Source organism: Streptomyces sp. NPDC050423 (genome assembly GCF_040655445.1).
Taxonomy (GTDB): domain Bacteria; phylum Actinomycetota; class Actinomycetes; order Streptomycetales; family Streptomycetaceae; genus Streptomyces.
In genome coordinates, this window is sequence record NZ_JBFAJY010000001.1 from 174,081 (window position 1) to 194,086 (window position 20,006).

Below are 20,006 nucleotides of genomic sequence, written 5' to 3' on the forward strand. Positions count from 1 at the left end.
GGGTTCACCCGTTCACGGGGAAGGCGCGGAAGGAGAAGAGCCGGCCCTCGCGGTGCGCGTGCAGCATCGCGTCCGCGACCTCGGCGATCTCCGCGGGGCCCGCGGCCCGCTCGGTGGGCCGGAACTGCTTGAGCAGCCGCTCCAGGCAGACCAGCAGTACGGCCGGGGAGCGCAGTTCCGGGGCGATGCTGTCCCGCCCGTTGAGGTAGAGGTGGACGACGGCCGCCGCGGCGGACACCGTCGTGTACTGCTTGGCCAGGTCGAAGAGCTCGGCCGACTGGGCGACGGCCTTGCCGAGCTCGGCGCTGAGCTTGCGGTGCTCCTCGGCGAGCCGGTCCAGTTCCCCGACGATCAGCCCGGCCGCGTCGGCCGCGCCGGCCAGCCGGGCCGCGTCGGGTCCGGAGGCGACGGCCGCCGCCAGGCGCAGTTCGCCGACCGCCGGGCGCAGCGCGACCACCGGGTCGTCCACGCCCCGGCTGAACAGCTGCTGCTCGGACGGCCGGTACGGCTCCATGGGGTGGGCCGGGTCGAAGAGGGGCGCGGTCCGTGCGGTCGCACCGGCCACCACCTCGGGGACCTGCTCGACGGCGTTGGCGAGCAGCCGTTCCAGTTGCAGGGCGATGTTCTTCAGGTTCACCACGGTGTTGCCGTCGGCGAAGTCGGAGATCACGAAGTCCCGCATGACCTTCTGGAAGATCCCGTGCCGGGGGTGGGACCGCAGATAGTGGCGGGCCCCCAGGACGACGGCGAGCCGGCCGATCGACTGCGAGAGGAAGGTGGGGATGAAGTACTTCACCACGGACGACCAGACGCTGGCCTGGTCCGGACTCAGCTGGAGGCTCCGTACGGCACCGAGGGTCAGCGCGTCGGCGATCAGCAGGTCCGCGTAGCTCTCCACGAGCTGGCGCTGCGAGTACGGGATCTCGGAGACCGGTCCGCCGAAGATCTTCCGCTCCACGGCGAAGTCCAGTGTGGTGCGCAGGGCGGTGTCGACACAGCTCATCGCGATACCGGAGATCGCGATCCGCACCAGCTGACCGCTCTTCAGGGACACTTCGAGGCCCTTGCCCCGGCCGCCGATGAGGGCCGAGTCCGGTACGAAGCAGTCGCGCAGCCTGACACCGCTCATGTCCAGGCCCCGCAGCCCGTGCAGCGGCTCGTCCGGGAGGTGCTCCAGCTGGCCTGCCGCGAGGCCCGCCTTCTCCACCGCGAAGATGGAGTATCCGCCGGGCCCGCCCTTCTCCGAGGTGCGGGCGAAGACCATCACGGCGTCCGCGACGGTGGCGTTGCCGATGGTCCACTTCTCGCCGTTGAGCAGCCAGCCGCCCTCGGTGCGCCGGGCGGTGGTCTCGTTGGCGAGGATGTCGCTGCCGTGGTTCCGCTCGGAGAGGCCCCAGGCGAGCTTTCCGCCGCCCCTGATCACATCGGCGAAGTGCTGCCGCTGGCGCGGGGTGCCGCCGATCCACACCGGCATGTAGCTGATGCTGGCCAGGACCATCGCGGTGGCCGAGGTCGGATCGCGCCGGGCGACGAGCCGGTAGAGGTTGAAGCCGTCCTCGACGTTGACCGCCTTTCCGCCGTGGGCGGCGGGCACCATCCAGTCGTACAGGCCCCAGCAGGCGACCGTGTTGACGAACTCGTGCGGGTACTCCTGGCGTTCGTCGAGTTCGAGGACGCGGGAGAACGGCATGGGGCCGGAGGGGTCGTGGGGATCGCCGAGGTGGCGTTCCAGATCGGCCATCAGCGCATGGAGATCAGTCATGTCCTGTCATCCTCCGGAAGCCGTGGTTCCCCGTTCGGGGAGCTGTCGCACAGCCGGACCGGCAGTGCGGTGAAGAGCCGCCGCTCGGTGTCGAGCGCGGTGACCAGACGGCCGAGGGGTGCGAGGTCCGGGCCGGCCCGGCGGGGGTCGTGTCCTGCGGCCAGCGAACGGGCCAGCGTGAGCACGGGGTTGAGCCAGGCGGTGCCGCCCCGGTCCTGGTCGCCGTAGAGGCCGGGCAGGTCGCGGTGGAACCACCAGGTCAGGGCCGCCGTGCCGGCCGCGTACAGCAGGCAGAGGCGGTCCGCGAGATCGAGGCTGTCGGGAGCCGCCTTCGGCGAGCGTGCCCGGTCCCGCTGCACCTCCACCGCGGTCCCGAGGGTGGCCGCCAGGTCCGCCCGCAGCCCGGTCACCGAGGCGGCGGCGGCCGTGTCGCCCCGTCGGCCCAGCTCGGCGGCGATCTCCCCGGCGTACTCGGCGAAGCCCAGCAGGATGTCGTCCTTGGCCCGCACGCCGAGGTCGAGCGCGGCCGGGTCGAGCGGCGGCAGGCAGGAGTCGTCACCGAGGGCGAGGACCGCGTCGAGCCGTCGCCGGCGTTCCGCGGACTCGCGTCCGCCGGGCTCCGGGGGTGTGCCGTCGCCGTACGCGGCCGCGTAGGACGGCAGGTGCATCGCGATGGCACGGAGGTTGCCGAGCAGGCTGGTGTCGATGACCTCGACCATCCCGTTGTCCCGGACCGCCTTGTCCAGGACGGCTCCGGGTCCCTCCCGCAGGACGGCCCGCGCCCCCGCCATGGCGCGGCAGCGGGCGGTGGAGGCGGCGGTGAGCCGGGTGGCGACGTGCTTGACGACGGAGGAGGCCAGCGCGAACGCGCCGGGCGCCACATGGATGGCGCGGGCGGCGACGAGGGCGGTGAGGTCGGCGGTGCACAACTCCGCTGCGGCCAGGGCGATTTCACGGGAGCCGTACGGAGTGTCGGCGACCGGCACCCCGCCGGTGCGGTGGGTGCGGGCGAAGCGCAGGGCGGTGCGCAGCGCCGTGTCGGCGGTGGCCAGGCAGCCCGCGGTGCTCATCAGCCGGACCACCTGCTGGGCCCGCATCGCCCCGGCGAGGCCGCTGCCGACCGTGCCGACGACGGCGCTCGGGGGCACCGGGACGCCGGTGAACTCCAGGTCCGCGAAGTCCATGCCGCGCATGCCGGTCGTCCGCCTCGGCGGCAGCCGCCGCACACCGCTGTGCGCCAGCTCCTCGGGGCCGAGCAGCACGGCGGTGAAGGCCGCGGGCCCCCGCTCCGCAGTGCGGGCCACGACGACCGCCGCCTCGGCGCTGGAGCCGCGGCCCACCAGCCACTTGGTGCCGGTGAGCCTGCGGTCGTCGTCCAGGCGGCAGGTGTTGGCCAGCACGTCGCTGCCGGCCTGCTCCTCCGAGAGCCCGAACGCGACGGTGCGCCCGTCGCGCACCCAGCCGGCGACGGTCCGGTGCTGTTCGGGCGTGCCCGCGGCCAGCACCGTCATGACGGCGGAGATGCTGAACATCGTGGCCGGCATGACGTTGACGTCGCGGCGGGCGGCGACCCGGACCAGGATCTGGGTGTCCTCCAGCGAGTGGAGCGTCCCGCCCAGCGCTCTGGGCAGGTAGCCGAGGTGGAGACCGGCCGCGCGCAGCCGGGCCTCGGCCTCGGCCGGGTACTCCTCGGCGGCGTCCCGTGCGACGCCGGCGGCGAACCCGTACGGGTTGTCCGTGAGCCACGGGTCGCCCAGCGCGGCGTCCAGCCGTTCGGCCCGCGGGTAGGGGACCGCGCCCTCGCCGCCGCCGGGCAGCACCCTCAGCCGGTGCGTGGGGGCGGCGGTGTCGCGCGAGGGTGCCGGTCCTTCTCCGGCGGCCAGTGGCGTGGTGGTCATGGGCGTGCCCCGGCCACCGGGCCGACAGCCGCCGTGTCCTCGGGGGACGGGCGGGTGCCGAGGCCCGTCGGGAAGGTGACGCCCGCACCGCGCAGCGCGGAGAGCCGCTGGTGGAAGGCGGCGCCCGTCATGATCTGCCGTGCCACGTCCGCGACCCGGCGGTGCTCGGGCGCCGCCAGGTACGTGCCGCGGACCCAGGCGTTGAAGCTGCCCATCGCGGGGCCGCACCAGATCTGGTAGTCGACGGCCCGGTCCGCCTCGCCGGTCTTCGCCCAGCGCGACGCCATCCCGAGGTACCAGCGGAAGATCAGCGCGGCCCGCCGCTTGGGGTGGTCGGCGGCGCGGGCGAGCTGGTCGGGGTCGCGGCGCGTGAAGTACTCGACGGTCTCCTCCCAGACGCTGTCCAGGGGGCGGCGGAAGATCTGTTTCTCGACGCGTTCGCGCACCGCCGCCGGGATCTCCTCGATGCCGTCGTGGGCGCGGTAGAGCTCGTACAGCTGCTTGGCCCGCATCGGGAAGAACGTGCCGTGCTTGAGCACCTGGAGCTCGACGCCCATCTCGAACATGTCGGCCGCGGGCGCCATCTCGAAGTCGGCGATGCCCGCCTGCGCGAGCATCTGCTTGACCCGCGGCGAGGTGCCCGCCTCCAGGCAGGACTGGTTGACCGATCCGGTGACGATGTAGTCCGCGCCCATCGCGAAGGCGCCGGCCGCCGCCTCGGGCGAGCCGATGCCGCCCGCGGCGCCGACCCGGACGCGCTCCGGGTAGCCGTGCTCCTGCATGACCGCGTCGCGCTGGCGCATGATGACGGGCAGCAGCGCGGGCAGCGGACGGCGGTCGGTGTGCCCGCCGGAGTCGGCCTCGACGGTGATGTCGCCGGCGACCGGGACGAGCTTCGAGAGCCGGGCCTGCTCCTCGGTGACGGCGCCCTCCTCGACCAGGGCACGCACCATCGCCTCGGGCGCCGGGCGCATGAAGAGCTCGGCCAGCTCGGGCCGGGACACCTTGGCGATGACCTTGTGCTCGGCGATGACACCGTGCGGGCCGCCGGCGCGGAGACCGGCGAGCCGGTAGCGCACGATGTGCGGGGTGAGCGTGAGGAAGGCGGACGCCTCCACACAGGGCACCCGGTACTTCAGGAAGAGGTCGACGGCCGTGCGCTCCAGCCGTTCCTCGCTGGGGCTGTGGATGAGGTTGCAGGCGTACGGAAGTCCGGGGATCTCGTCCCGGAAGCGGATCAGCGCCTTCTCGATCGCCTCCGGGAGGAGCCCGGCCGCGCCGTACGAGCCGAGCAGCCCGGCCCGCGCCATCGCGATGACCATGTCGGCGGAGGCGATGCCGTTGGCCATGGCCCCGCTCATGTAGGCCTGGCGCAGGCCGTGCGCGGCCAGGAACGCGGCGCTGCCGAGCCGTTCGGGCCCGAGCGGGGGCGCGGTGGCGACGATCTCGTGCTCGCCGCCGGCCACGACCGCGCCGCCGGTCACCGCGCCCAGCCCGTAGGGCCCGCGCACGATGTAGACGGGTTCCCCGAGCCGCATCAGGGCTTCGTGCACCCCGGTGTCACCGACCGCGGGCGCCGCGGTCCCGGTCCACCTGGGCCGTTGGTGGTCGCTGGTCATGCTGGGTCTCCTGTCGGGTCGGACGAGGCCTCGGGCCCGGTCGTGGTGGATCTCGATTCCTCGGGCGGGGGCTCAGAGGCTGTCGGGTGGCCGCCCGGTCGGCGGCCACCCGGCGGGCTCAGGCCCCGTCGTGGTGGATCTCGATGCCGATGCCGCCCAGCTGGTAGATCCGCAGGGTGGACTTCCAGACGTTCGCGTCGCCGAGCAGCACGATCCGGCCCGGGGTACGGCGCACCTCCTTGACGTGCACGTCGAACTCCATGTCGGGGTCGTCGCGCAGGATCTGGCCGCGGTAGGACCAGGTCGTCTCGGTGCCGGACAGCATCGCGAAGCGGGGGTTGACGAGCCCGTCGGTGAGCCCCGTCTCGACCGCGTAGACCTGGAGCCCCTGGAGCAGGGCCTCGACGCCCAGGGAGCCGGGCATCACCGGGTCGCGGTGGAAGTGGCAGGAGAAGTACCACTCGTCGGCTTCGATGGAGCGGTGGCCCCGCAGATAGCCCTGGCCGTGCTTGCCGCCGCCGGGCAGGATGTCGACCCACTCGGCGAGGTCGAGGTGGCCGCCGGCCAGCCGGGGTCCGCCGCGTGCGTCCTCGGCGGCCCGGTGGGCGGCGAGTTCGACCCGGCGGATCCCGGCGGGCCTGGCCGGCTGCTGGTCGAGCCACGGCAGGACGTGCTTGCCCTTGTCCAGGCCGACCTGGTTCTCCAGGGCCTTGGCGTTGAAGTAGCCGAAGAGCGATTCCCCGGTGTAGAACACCTCGCCGTCGGCGGAGAGTTCGTAGCGGTAGTTCTGCAGGATCGACCCGGGCATCTGGTCGCTGGAGAGCAGCGTCGAGCGGTGCTGGATGGTCTTGCCCCGCAGGTCGATGTCCTTGACGAGGGTGGCGCGGCCGTCGAGGTTGCGGATGCTGAACTGCTCCTCGGGGAAGGGCAGCGTGGCGCCCAGGTAGTAGCCGAGCAGGATGGCCGCCTGGAGGCTGGACTCCATGTATATGCAGTTGGGCATGGAGGGCGAGCCGTTGTCGCCGTAGTACCAGGCGTCCTGCGGGGAGTCGTACTCGGTGACCATGACGGCCCCGCGCTTGAGCACCCCGCGGGTGCCTTCGAGTGCCATCACCCGGTCGACGAAGAGGAAGTCGCCGTTGGGGATGTACGGGGCCCGGCTGTCGGCGTAGACCTCGAACTCCGGTCCCATCGCGGTGGCCAGGTCGCCCTTGGCCGCGTGCGCCATGTGGAACTCGCTGAGCAGGGCCCGCTCACCGGTGGCGGGGCTCAGCCGTCCCAGGAAGTGCGGCACCTTGCCGCCGGCCTCCGGGCGGTAGGGCGTGCCCGCCTTCTCCACCAGCCGGATACCGAGTCCGGTGACGCTGATCGACGGCTTGCCGTCGCGCAGCACGATCACGTCAGCGGTGATCGCGGGGCGGGGCAGCAGGGTCAGGTCGGTGATGTCGATCCGGTACTCGATGCGCTCGGTGTCCGGAGTGATCTGGCCGCGCACCTTCACCTCGGTCTTCAGCCCGGGAACGGGCTGGAACCGGGCGTCGGGCAGGGACAGGTGCAGGCCCAGGGAGAACGCGTACGTCTCCAGCAGCTGTACGGCGCCCTCCGCGACCAGCGAGCCGGCCAGGACCGGGTCGTCCGGGAAGTGGGAGGTGAAGTACCAGCCGTCCGGCACGAGGTGCTTGACCGCCTCGATCCGTCCGAGGCCGTGCGCACCGCCCTTGCGGTCGAGCAGGGTCACCTCGTCGGCCATGCGCAGTTGCTCGGTGGGCAGCCGGAGCGAGCTGTTGGTCCCCTCGGGCTTGCGGTGGCCGGGGCCGAAGACCTCGTCGAGCCGTCCCTCGGCGAGCAGCGCCAGGTCCTGGGAGGTGAGTGAGGTACGGGCGGTGGGCGCCAGCGGCTTGAAGGAGCTGGATCCGGAGAAGGCGGCGTTCTTCGCGGGCGGTACGGCCTTGCCCTGGATGATCCCGAGGGAACTCTCCAGCTCCTCGTCGGTGAAGAACCCGGCGCAGGCGTTGTTCAGCTTGAGGATCAGCTCGCCGTCGGCGTAGCAGTCGTAGTGGAAGAAGAACAGCATCGTGTCGCCCTGCCGCACGAACTGGTCGATCCAGATGTCGTAGCGCAGGGTCTGACCGACCTGGGGGAGGTCGCCGACGAAGCTGAGGCTGCTGTCGAGGAGGCGGTACACGCGGTCGCCGCGGTTGGTGAAGTCCGCTCCGAGATAGCTGATCAGGAGCAGGTCGCACTGTCCGGCCTCGATGGTGACCGCGGGCGGGACCTGTCCGTCCACGGCGTACCAGGCGTCGACCGGCACGTCGTACTCGGTACGGATGAACGAGGGCTTGAACTCCCCGGGTTCGGCCTCCAGCGCGGTGACCCGTGTCGCGAAGTGGTACGGGGGCGCGGGGAGCCGCACCCGGCGGCGGAAGGCGTCGATCTCGGCGTACCGCTCCCCGAAGACGTTGCCGATCCTGCCGGTGGCGAACTCCAGCAGGTCGTGCTCGTCCCAGATGACCCCTTCGGGCTTGGGCGGCCGGGGTGCGGCGGGGGCGGCGGCGGCGGGCGCGGCGGGGGTCGAGACGGCCAGCAGTGCCGCGAGCTGTTCGCGCAGGGCCTGCTGGGCGTCCAGCACCTCCTGGTGCGCCTCCAGCATCTCGCTGCGGAGCCCGCGTACCAGGGTGAGGGTCGTCTCCTCGGCGGTCCGGGCGGGACGGGCGGGCAGCGGCGTCCCGAAGATGGCCGGGCGCGGTGGCTCCTGCGACGGCGAGGCCGGCGGCGCGGTCGCGGCGGTGGCCGGGATCATCGTGATGGGCTCCCGCTCCAGCTCGATTGCTGATGCGGACGGTGGGGCGGCGGGGCGGATCGACATCGCGGAGTCCCATTCCGTGGCGGTTTCGGCGCCCCCTGCAGTTGCGGGGGCGGGAGTGGCGGGAGCCAGGGGCAGCCCGGATCCGGCGGGAGCGGCTGCGGTCGACGCGCCCGCGGCGAAGGAGGCGCCGAGTGCGGCGACGGGCACCTCGGCGGTGGTGACGGTGGCCGTCGCGGTGGCGGAGGCGGTGGGCGTCGCGGTGACGGTCACGGTCGCGGTCGCGACGGGCGCCACGGTGACGGCAGCGACGGGATCGGCGGCGACGGGGCCGGCCGGTTCTTCGGGCAGTCCGGCGATCGTGGCCGCCGCGCCCTCGGCGACCAGCGGCGGGACGGGGGCCCCGCCGACGGTGAAGGTGCGCAGCCCCAGAGTGCCCCGGGTGCCCGAGGGCGCGGCGGGCGGTGCGAACGGGGCGAGGTCGACCGGGACGCCGTGGGAGGCGAGCCGGGCCACCAGGCGGGCGATGTCCGTCGCGCCGCGGGCGCCCCGCCGGTCGACGGAGACCGCGAGATGGGGCTCGTCCCCGAGCGTCTCGTGGATCCAGCGCGCACACGTACTGCTGGGCCCGACCTCGATGAAGCAGCGGAAGCCGTCCTCGTAGGCGCGTCGCACCAGCCTCGGGAAGTCCACCGTCTCGCGCAGCGTCACGGCGATGTTCCCGGCGACGGTGTCCGCGTCGAAGTCGGTCACCGGTGCGTAGTGCCGGCTGCTGTAGAGCACCAGGTCCCCGACGTCGCCCGTCGGATAGCGGTTGAGGTCGGCGAGGTCGGTCAGCACCCCGTCGACCACGGAGCAGTGCATGACGTGGTTGGCCGGGGAGCGGGCGCTGCGGCAGGCCAGTTCGGCGATGACCTCCTTGCACTGGCCCGGGTCACCGGCGACGACCACCTCCAGCGGGGTGTTGACGTGCGTGATGAAGACCCGCTCGAAGCGCTGGACGACAGCCCGTACGTCCGCCGCCGGGGCGAGGAGCACATGGGTGGACCAGACCGCGCTGTCGGGCACGTCGTCGCCGAGTCCCCACAGTTCGCGCACGGTCCGCTTGGGGCCGCGCAGCATGTCGTCGAAGAGCGGCGAGGCGCTGATCTTCTCGTCGCCGCGCGCGCTCTTGATCCAGCCGCCGGTGGCGAAGAGCATGCTGCTCTCACCGAGGCTGTAGCCGAACGCGCCGTCCACCGCGATGCCCAGCACCTCGCGCACCAGGTCCGTCGAGAGCAGCGCGTAACTCGTGCCGGCCGCCAGCATCAGCGGGATGTCCTCGACGAGTTCGGCCTCCCGCCGCATCAGGTCCCGGCGCCCCATCGGGGCGAGCGAGCGCGGGTACAGGGAGGCGCTGCGCAGCAGTTCGGCGGGGAGCTCGGCCTGGGCCTCGAAGCGCGGCAGCAGGCCGGGGAACGAGCGGAAGAGCGAATGTCCGAGCCCCAGGTACGAGTTGAACGCCCCCGGGAAGACCAGGGCCACCTTCCCCTCCGCGCCCAGCGGCCGGGCGGTGAAGTAGCTGCCGGACGGGGAGAGCCACTCGCCGCCGGACTCCCACACACCGGGCAGGTCCTTGAGTGCCTGGTCGATCTGCCGGGCCAGTCCCTCGGTGTTCTCCGCGACGAGCACCGCCTTGAGGGGCGCGGGCCGGTCCTCGGCGAGGGCCGCCCAGTCGCCGTCCAGGGCCGTGCGCAGCTCACCGAGCCGGCGCAGCAGCCCGGCGATGTCGTCCGCGCCGACGGGAACGACGAGTCCGCCGCCGGACCTGGCCCAGTCCGTCTCGGCGACCTCGCCGCGCACCTGGCCGCCGGTGAGGACGACGTGCGCGTGGCTGCCTGACGTACCGGTGACGCTGACGGAGGCCGCCCGCCGTCCGTCGCGGCGGGCCCGCAGCCAGGGCCGGGAGTCGGCGGCGAGGAAGAACGCGGAGCCGCCGAGCCGTTCGGTGTCGACGCCCGCGGGCGCGACCGGGAAGTAGCCGTGGTGCAGGCAGAGGGCGGCCCGGATGACGGAGGCGAGCGCCGAGGCGCAGCCGCTGTCACCGATGGAGCCGTGGACACCGGACACGGCGGTCCGCAGCTCACCGCCGGACCGGTCGGCGGTCCAGGTGCGGGCGAGTCCTTCGAGGGTGGCGGGGTCCGCCGCCCCCGTCTCGACGAGTTCGACCTCGCCGGGGGTGAGCCCGGCGGCGGTGAGCGCGTCCTCGGCGGCGGCGGTGACCAGCTCGGCGTCCACACCCGGGGCGACGCCCGCCGAGTGGCGGACGGCGAGGGCCGAGACCGTGGCGTACACGGTCCGTTCCTCCGGCACCGATTCGGGCCGGGTCACGACGACCGCTCCGGCGCCCTCGCCGAGGACGCGGAGTCCGCCGGTGACGGTGCCGGGTTCCAGCAGTTCGCGGGCGAGGGTGCTCTCCGGTCCGGCGGCCAGGTCGACGGCTCCGACGAGGACCGCCTCGACCGTGGGGTCCATCAGCAGGAGCCGGGCGACGTCGAGGGCGTCGACGCCGACCGCGCTGTCGGAGGAGAGGGTGAAGGAGGGGCCGTTGAGGTTCCACAGCGAGGAGACCCGGCTGGCCATGATGTTGCCGATGTAGCTGAGGACCTCGTTGGGCTCGATGGAGTCGTGGATGCCGTTGCGGGCGGCGCGGGTGAGCGCGGCCAGTTGCTCGGGCGAGGGCCGCACACCGGCGCTCGCGCACCACTCGGTGAGCTTGCGGCCCAGTTCGTACCGGGAGCCGTGGCCGTGCGCGCTGGGCTCCATCTCCATGCCGAGGACCACGCCGACCCGGCGCGGGCTCCCGCCGGCTCCGCGGCCGGGGCGGGGCCGTGCGTAACCAGCGTCGAGCAGTGCCTCCTCGGCTACCCGCATCATCAGCAGGTGCTGCTGGTTGAAGTGGTCCAGTTCCTTGGGCGGAATGCGGTACGAGGTCGCGTCGACCTCGAACTCCTCGATGTACGCGGCCCGGGGCACCCCGTCCTTGGCGAGCCCGGCCCGGTCGAGCGGCCCGCCGGTGACGGTCTCGAAGCCGCGCCACCGCTGCTCGGGCAGCTCGCGTACGGCGTCGAGCCCCTCGTATCCGGCGCGTTCGAAGGCGTCCAGGGTGGTGAAGGAGCCGAAGTGGGCACCCATGCCGATGACGGCGAGGGCGGGCGGGTCGGTGGGGGGCGGGTCGGTGGGGGGCGGGGTGTCGGCCGGGGGCTGCGCCTTCGCGCTGTCGTCCGCGCCGTCCGTGCCGTCCGGTGCGGAGAGCACCACGTGTGCGTTCGTACCGCCGAAGCCGAAGGCCGATACGCCGGCGCGGCGCGGGTTTCCGGCTGCCGGTTCGGGCCAGGGCCGCAGTTCGCGTACGACACGGTCGGCGACCGTGCCGGGCAGCGGTTCCTCGACGCCGATGGTGGGAGGGATGGTGCCGTGCGCGAGCGACAGGACCACCTTGATGAGGCTGCTCATGCCGGCCACCGTCAGCAGGTGGCCGAGGTTGGCCTTCACCGACCCCAGCAGCGGACCGCGCCCGAAGAACTCCTCCACACTGCCGAGTTCGGTGCTGTCGCCGAGCGGGGTGCCGGTGGCGTGGCACTCCAGGTACTGGATCGCGGACGGGTCGACGCCCGCCTCGCGGTAGGCCAGCTCGTACGCGGCCTGCTGGCCGGCGGCGTTCGGCGCCAGCATGTGCTTGCCGGGGCCGTCGTTGGTCAGGGCGACCGCGTCGATGACCGCGTACACCCGGTCGCCGTCGCGCTCGGCGTCTGCCAGCCGCTTCACGGCGATCATCGCGGCGCCCTGGCCGGTGACGATGCCCCGGGAGCGGGCGTCGAAGGGCTGGCTGAACCCGTCCTGCGGGTAGGCCCGCAGATCGGAGAAGGACAGGTGGACGACGGTGGGGTCGGGGGCGCAGACGCCTCCGGCGAGCATCACGTCCGCGCGGCCGGTCTCCAGGTGGAGGCAGGCCAGCTTGAGCGCGTACAGCGCGGACGAGCAGGCCGCGTCCAGGGTGAGCCGCGGCCCCTCCAGACCGAGCGCCGCTGCCACCACCTGGGCGGGCATGCCGCCCGCCCACAGGTTGTGGGCGGCGGCCGTGCCGTCTGCTGAGCCGTCCCCCTGACCGGCGGCGCTGTCGCCGCCGGCCGGCGGGGCGGTACCGGCGCCGTCCGGGAAGCCCGCGTCCACGAGCCCCTCGGCGACCGCCGTGTCCCACAGTTCTCCCACGAGCCGGCCGGAGGCCGGGGTGGGGAACGGGTAGTTCCCGAACACCACCCCGGTCCTCCGCCCGCTCCGACCGTCCGCGGCCACGGGGGATTGGCCTGCGTCGGCCAGAGCGTCCCTGGCCACTCCGAGCGCCCAGTGGAACGAGCGGTCGAGACCGGCCAGGTAGTCGGGCGGGAGAAGGTATCCATTCGGTTCACGGAGGACCCCCGGGCCGCCGCTCCCGGCAGTCCCGGCGGACGGTCCGCCGGTCTCCGCGGACGGAGAACCCGCGGACGCGGAGCTCGCGTCGTGCTCGTCGAGGAATCCGCCCCGGAGGCAGTAGATGCGGTGCCTGTCCTCGGGGTCGGTCTCCCTTGCCTGTGGGGAGTGCCCGAAGATCCGGCTGCCTCCGTCGGTGCGTGAGTCCACGCCGCCGATCAGGTTCCGCCAGTAGTCGTCGGGGGTCCCGGCGCCGGGGAAGAGGCAGGCCAGGCCGACGATCGCGTACTTGCCCATGAGGGGTCAGCCTCCGATTGTCCGAATGGGGCCGGTCGGGAGCCCCGTGAGGGGCGTCCCGGCCGGGCGCCCGGTGAGGGGCGGGGGGAGAGGGAGCACCGGCCGGGGTGTCAGACCGAGACGGTGCCGGCAGCGACCTGCACGGGCTGCCCGAACTTGCCCTCCAGTTGCGGGTCCTCCACCACCGACACCCCGTCCATGACCTGGAGCACACGACCCTCCCGGTCGAGTGCGGTGACCGAGCAGGTGATGCCGGTACTGACCTCCTCGATGTTCTCCACGGCGATCAGGAACTCCTGGTCGCTGGGGATCTCGGCGAAGAAGCGGGTCCGGGCGATCTCCATCGGCAGGCACGCCCGGCTCCGGTGCTGCCGGACCCAGACCAGCGCGGCCTGGAGCAGCAGATCGGCCAGCACCGGGCTGTGGAGCGTTCCGTGGTACGCACCGCGCGCCGGGCGGCCGTCGGTGAGCCGGGCGCTCAGCAGCAGGCCCCGCGCGTCCGATGACAGGACGCGGCGGATGCCGCGCAGGCTCGGTCCGTGGAAGAGCGTGCCGTTGCGGTACAGCGGTCCCGCGTCCGTGCCGCTCGCCCCGCGGGCGGTACCGGCCAGGTCCGTACGGTCCGCGAGGCCGGCTCCGGCGTCGCTCGTGACCAGGTTGGCGCCGTACGCGGGCCGGCTCTGCCCGGCACCGTCCACCGCGGACGCCAGGACGTCCACCGTGTCCGGCCGGGAGTCCCGGCCGGGCTCCAGGAACAGCCGCAGCCGCGAGGGGGCCTCGCCCTCTCCGTCCAGGACGACTCCCTTGAAGACCCGGAAGCCGCTCACCTCGGTGACCGTCTTCCCGCGCGCCGTCTCGGCCGCACCGATCAGGGCGCCGAGCGCCGCGGTGGCGGGCAGCACCTTCTTACCGTCGATCGTGTGGTCGCTCAGCAGGGCGTCCGCCGCCAGCTCCGCCAGATCGCGGTCCGCGAGCAGCGAGACCGGGGTGCCCGGTCCCGCGGCGGGCGGGGCGGACAGCGGCTTCAGCGGACCGGCGACGATGACCGTGTCGTGGCCGCGCGCCGCGGTGAACTGCTCGGCGAAGATACCGGCCCCGGTCCGTACCGGGACGAGCTCCACACCGCGCGAGGCGAACATCCTGCGCAGGTCGTCGGTGACCATCCCGCCGTCCCAGGCACCCCAGTTGACCGAGGTCACCCGTGCCGAGGGCAGTTCGTGCTTCAGCCGGACGGCGAGCCGGTTGAGCGCCTCGTTGGCGACCGCGTAGTCCGACTGGCCCCGGTTGCCGAAGAAGCCGGCGACGGACGAGAAGAACACCAGGTGACGCAGGTTCGCGGTGCCGCGCAGCGCGTCCAGCACATGGCCGAGGCCGAGGATCTTCGTCCCCAGGACGCGGTGCACCTCCTCCGCGGTCTTCTCCACGATCAGCCGGTCGGCCAGCACACCGGCACCGTGCACCACTCCGGTGACCCGGCCCGCGTACGGTGCCAGCGCGGCCCGTACGGCGGCGGCGTCGGTGATGTCGACGACGACGTACTCGACGGTGGCGCCGCTCGCCCGCAGCCGCCGCAGGTTCTCGGTGATCTCCCGGCTGCCGGCCACCTCCCGGTAGACCGCCTCGACCCCGCGCGGGGTGGGCTTCTCGCCGGTGGCGGCGATCCGCTTGGCGATCGCGCCCTTGAGCCCGGCGCCTTCCAGTCCGGCCGCCCACTCGGGCTCCGGCGCCACCTCGCTGCGGCCCAGGAGCAGCAGCCCCGCCGGCCGTGCGTCGACCAGCGCCTGGAGGCAGTCCGCCGTGATGCCGCGGGCCCCGCCGGTGACCACGAGCAGGTCGCTGGCATCGATCTCGGGTACGACGGCCAGGTGCCCGGCGGGGGCCTCGGCCGAGGGGACGACCGTGCGGCGCCCGTGGGCGTCATGGGCGACGTCCGCGAGGTCCGTGGCCAGGTCGCCGATCTCGCCCAGGAAGCGGTCGGCGACCGTCCGGTCGTCCAGACCCGGTGCGAAGTCGACGGTACGGGTGAAGAGTTCCGGCACCTCGATGCCCAGGGTCTTCACCAGTCCGGAGACCCCGCCCAGCAGCGCCGACCCGGACTCGCTCCCGCGGTATCCGTTGGCCCCGTCGAGCTGGGTCAGGGCCACGAAGCCGGCTCTGTTGCCGGCCGCGGCGGCCGCCTTCAGTGCGGGCTGTGTCTGCTTCGCCACGAGTACGGTGTGCGCCAGCCGCTGTGCCGCGTCGGCCCACTCCTGTCCGGTGGCGGCCACCAGCTGCACGACCAGGTCGATGCGCGTGGTGGTCACCGCACGGGCCAGCTCGGCCGCGTCCCATGTCCGCAGCTGCTGAACCGCGTCGACGGCCTCCGTGGTCGCCACCTCACCGGGCAGCCCCACGACCTCGACCCGCCAGCCGTCGGCACGCAGCGCACCGATCACCGGCCTGGCCAGCGCCGACCCGTCGTCCACGACGAGCGCGGTCCGGTGGTCCGCGTAGGCCTCCACGACCCGGTAGGGCGCGGGCAGTTCCCGCACCGAGGCGAAGGTCCGCCCGACTCCGGGAGCACTCGGGTAGTCCACCACCAGGGGCGCCTGGGAAGCGGCGGGGACGGAGGCGGGTGCGCTCGCGGTGGCAGCAGCGGGAACGGGTGCGGCGGCAGCGCTCAGGAAACCGGCGACGTCGTCGAGGGTGCGCAGCTCACCCAACCGCTCCGGGTCGACGTCACCCGAGACGGGGAACCGCTCCTGCAACGCGCCGAGGATCTGGACCCGCTTGATCGAGTCGATGCCAAGATCCGCCTCAAGATCCATGCCGGGCTCCAGCATCTCCGCCGGATAACCCGTCTTCTCCGCCACGACGCCCAGGAGCGCCTCCATCACCGCGCCATCGACAGCAGCGGCGGCAGGCTCCTCGACCACAACCGGAGCAGAAGCAACGGGAGCAGCAGGCGCGGCAGCCGAGCTCAGGAAACCGGCCACGTCATCGAGCGTCCGCAGCTCACCCAACCGCTCCGGGTCAACGTCACCCGACACCGGGAACCGCTCCTGCAACGCACCGAGAATCTGGACCCGCTTGATCGAGTCGATCCCCAAATCCGCCTCAAGATCCATACCCGGCTCCAGCATCTCCGCCGGATAACCCGTCTTCTCCGCCACCACACCCAACAGCGCCTCCATCACCGCGCCATCGACAGCAGCGGCGGCAGGCTCCTCGACCACAACCGGAGCAGAAGCAACGGGAACAGCAGGCGCGGCAGCAACAGCAGGCGCGGCAGCCGAGCTCAGGAAACCGGCCACGTCATCGAGCGTCCGCAGCTCACCCAACCGCTCCGGGTCAACGTCACCCGACACCGGGAACCGCTCCTGCAACGCACCGAGAATCTGGACCCGCTTGATCGAGTCGATCCCCAAATCCGCCTCAAGATCCATACCCGGCTCCAGCATCTCCGCCGGATAACCCGTCTTCTCCGCCACCACACCCAACAGCGCCTCCATCACCGCGCCATCGACAGCAGCGGCGGCAGGAACTGCGACAGGCTCCTCGACCACAACCGGAGCAGAAGCAACGGGAACAGCAGGCGCGGCGGCAACAGCAGGCGCGGCAGCCGAGCTCAGGAAACCGGCCACGTCATCCAGCGTCCGCAGCTCACCCAACCGCTCCGGGTCAACGTCACCCGACACCGGGAACCGCTCCTGCAACGCACCGAGAATCTGAACCCGCTTGATCGAGTCGATCCCCAAATCCGCCTCAAGATCCATACCCGGCTCCAGCATCTCCGCCGGATAACCCGTCTTCTCCGCCACCACACCCAACAGCGCCTCCATCACCGCGCTGTCAACGACCACCGCAGCAGGCGCGGGCTCCTCGACCACAACCGGAGCAACCGGAGCGGCCGGAGCAGCCACAACCGGAGCAACCTCAGCCACCGGAGCCACCTCGACCGGAGCCACCTGAGCCACCGCAGCAACCTCCACCGGCGCCGGCGCGGCCTCCGCCGGGGGCGCCTCGGTGCCTCGCAGGGCGTCGATCAGCAGCCGGGTGGCGCGCTCGTGGCTTGAGGTGATGGACGTGCCGTGCTCCTGGATCAGGCGCAGGGCGGCGTCCGTGTCGGGGTGGGCCCCGGAGCGGACCGAGTCCTCCAGGGACTGGACCGCCTGCCGGATCGTCGTGACGTGCGAGTCGAGGATCTCCGCCTGAAGGCCGAGCCCCTCCCGCACCACGTCGCTCAGCTCGGCATCGGCGGGGGCGACGGCCGCCGGAGCCGGGACCGGAGCCGCGGCCCGCTGTGTCACCGCGGGCTCGGCCAGGGCCTCCTCGTATGCCGAACGGCGCGCTTCCGTCACGTAGTTGATGCCGCGCAGCGGAATCGTCAGGCCCTTGCGGGCCGGTACGACCAGCTCGGGCTCCGTGTGGTCGTCGATGCCCGTGACCGGCAGGCCGAGCACGGCGAGCTCGACGACCGCCCGCTTGAGGGCCACCTCGCTGTCCTTGGCGGGGCCGCCGTCGACCGCGAGCGACACGACGTCGTCACGGCCCTCCAGGATGTGGCCGATGAGGTCCGACAGCACCCGCTTGGGCCCGAACTCGACGAAGACGCGGTACCCGTCGGCGTACATCTGCTCGATGCGGGCGGCGAAGTCGACGGGCTGGAGGAGCTGGTCGACGAGGGTGCGGCCGTTGGCGGCCGGGTCGGTGCCGTACGTCGCGCCCGCGGTGTTGGCGTACACGGGGACGGTCGGGGTGCCGAGTCCGACGCGGTCGACGGCCTCGCGGAAGGCGTCCGCGGCGTGGGCGACGAAGCGGGTGTGGAACGCGGCGGAGACCGGAAGGCGCTTCGCGTGGACGCCGCGGCCCGAGGCGTCGGCCACCAGGCGGTCGATCTCGGCGGTGGGGCCGCCGACCACGATCTGGCCGGGGGCGTTGACGTTGCAGACGCTCACGTCGCGGTAGCCGGCGACGAGCTCCTGGACGGCGGCCTGTTCGGCACGGACCGCGGCCATGGCGCCCGGGTCGAAGCCGGTGGCGCCGGCCGGCGGCGCCATGGCGAGGCCGCGGGCGCGGGCGAGCTCGGCGAACCGGTCGTCGTCCAGCGCGCCCGCCGCCCAGAGGGCGGTGAGTTCGCCGAAGGAGTGGCCGATCGTGCCGTCGGGGGTGAAGCCGAGCTCCTTGAACCAGGCGAACTGGCCCGCCGACAGCGCGCCGATCGCGGGCTGCGCGAACTCCGTGCGGCGCAGCCGCTCCTCCTGCTCCTTGCGCACCTCGTCGGTGAAGGCGGGCGGCGGGAAGACGGTCCTGCCGAGTGTCTCGGCGCCCCCGGTGAGCTGGTTGGCCTTGTCGTAGGCCGCGAGTACCGAGGGGAGCGTCAGGGCGGCGCGGCGGCCCATGCCGACGTACTGGCTGCCCTGGCCGGCGAAGACGGCAGCCGTCTTCACGCCCGGGGGCAGGGCGGCGCGGCGGTAGGTGATGCCCTTGGGGTGCTGCCAGGACGCGGCGTCCGGCTTGGCGCGCAGCAGCCCGACGGCCACGGTGCGCAGCTCCTCGAACTCCTCGTCGTCACGGGCCACGATGCCGATGCGGGCGTCGCCCGCCGGGACCCAGCCGACCGGGTCGGCCGCGGCGCCGCGCTCAAGGGAGCGGGCGAGGGCCTCGGGGTCGGCGGCGTGCCAGATGCCGGTGCGGGCGGTCGGGCCGAGCACCTTGGGCGGCTCGGCGCCGTCGTGCTCCTCCAGCACCATGTGGAAGTTGGTGCCGCCGAAGCCGAACGAGGAGACGGCGGCGCGGCGCCGGTCGCGGGCCGGGTCGAGGACCCAGGGGCGGGCCTCGGAGCTCACGTAGAAGGGGGTGCTCGCCGGGTCGACGGCCTCGCTGGGCTTGTCGACGTTGATGGTGGGCGGCAGGACCTTCTGGTGCAGGGCGAGGGACAGCTTGATCAGCCCGGCCGCGCCGGCGGCCGCCTTGGTGTGGCCGATCTGCGACTTCACGCTGCCGACGGCCGCGTAGCCCAGGTCCGCGGGGGCGTCCTCGGCCTGGTCACCGGTGACGAAGGAGCCGAGCGCGGACAGCTCGGTGTGGTCGCCGACCGCGGTGCCCGTGCCGTGGGCCTCGAACAGTTCGATGGCGCCGACGGGCAGGGCCGCGTCCTCGTACGCGCGGCGCAGCGCGAGCTGCTGTCCTTCGGCGCGCGGGGCGTAGATGCTCTTGAAGCGGCCGTCGCTGGAGGTTCCGATGCCCCGCAGTACGGAGTAGATGCGGTCGCCGTCGCGCTCCGCGTCGGCGAGCCGCTTGAGGGCGAGCATGCCGATGCCCTCGCCGATCAGGGTGCCGTCCGCCGAGGCGTCGAAGGGCCGGATGACCTGGGTCTTCGAGAACGCCGGGGTCTTACTGAAGCACATGTACATGAGGATCGTGTTCTCGGCGTCGCAGCCGCCGGTGAGCATGAGGTCGGCACGGCCCTCGATGAGCTCGCTGACGGCGAGCTTGGTCGCGGCGAGCGAGCTGGCGCACGCGGCGTCGACGGTGCAGTTGGTGCCGCCGAGGTCGAAGCGGTTGGCGATGCGTCCGGCGACGACGTTGCCGAGCATCCCGGGGAAGGAGTTCTCCTCCCAGGGGATGTACGCCTTCTTGAAGCGGCGCGCGATCTCGTCCGCTTCGGCTTCGCTGAGTCCGACGCTGCGCACGACCTCCTTGATCACCGGGGTCTGGAGGCGCGCGGAGAGCGGCTGCGTGAGCGAGTTGGCCCCGGTCACACCGAGGATGACACCGGTGCGCGAGGGGTCGTACCAGCCCGAGCCCTCGGTTCCGGCGTCGCGCAGCACATCGCGGGCGACGGTCAGGGAGAGCAGCTGGAGGATGTCCGTGACCTCCAGGGTGTTCGGCGGCAGGCCGAACTCCATGGGGTTGAACGGGGTCTCCGGGAGGAAGCCACCGCGCCGGGCATAGGTCTTGTCCTCGGCGGTGGGGTCCGGATCGTAGTAGTCGTCGGTGTTCCAGTGGCTGGACGGAACGTCCTCGATGCAGTCGTTCCCGTCCACGATGTTGCGCCAGAACTCGCGCACGTTACGGGACTTGGGGAACAGGCCGGCCAGCCCGACGATGGCGATGGGGGTTTCGGCCAGACGTGAGTAGTGCACGACGGTCCTCTCGGTCAGATGCGCCGGGTGGCGGGGCAGCGCTGGTGCGGT

Annotated in this window: 5 protein-coding genes; all 5 read right to left on the reverse strand. The window is 72.8% G+C overall.

The window, feature by feature from the left end; all coding sequences use genetic code 11:
• Positions 1–4 precede the first annotated feature (4 nt).
• Positions 5–1,762: an acyl-CoA dehydrogenase gene (locus tag AB0I52_RS00735; protein WP_363067562.1), complete on the reverse strand. Its 1,758-nt coding sequence runs from the start codon at positions 1,760–1,762 to the stop codon at positions 5–7.
• Complete coding sequence (locus AB0I52_RS00740; RefSeq protein ID WP_363067564.1) at positions 1,759–3,660, reverse strand: acyl-CoA dehydrogenase; 1,902 nt, start codon at positions 3,658–3,660, stop codon at positions 1,759–1,761. Before AB0I52_RS00740 ends, AB0I52_RS00735 begins: the two co-directional genes overlap by 4 nt.
• Complete coding sequence (locus AB0I52_RS00745) at positions 3,657–5,279, reverse strand: PfaD family polyunsaturated fatty acid/polyketide biosynthesis protein (RefSeq protein ID WP_363067566.1); 1,623 nt, start codon at positions 5,277–5,279, stop codon at positions 3,657–3,659. The genes AB0I52_RS00740 and AB0I52_RS00745 overlap by 4 nt, the downstream gene beginning before the upstream one ends.
• 118 nt (positions 5,280–5,397) lie before the next feature.
• Complete coding sequence (locus tag AB0I52_RS00750) at positions 5,398–12,828, reverse strand: beta-ketoacyl synthase N-terminal-like domain-containing protein (protein WP_363067568.1); 7,431 nt, start codon at positions 12,826–12,828, stop codon at positions 5,398–5,400.
• A gap of 110 nt (positions 12,829–12,938) precedes the next feature.
• Positions 12,939–19,955, reverse strand: a complete 7,017-nt coding sequence (locus AB0I52_RS00755; RefSeq protein WP_363067570.1) for an SDR family NAD(P)-dependent oxidoreductase — start codon at positions 19,953–19,955, stop codon at positions 12,939–12,941.
• Positions 19,956–20,006: the final 51 nt, after the last annotated feature.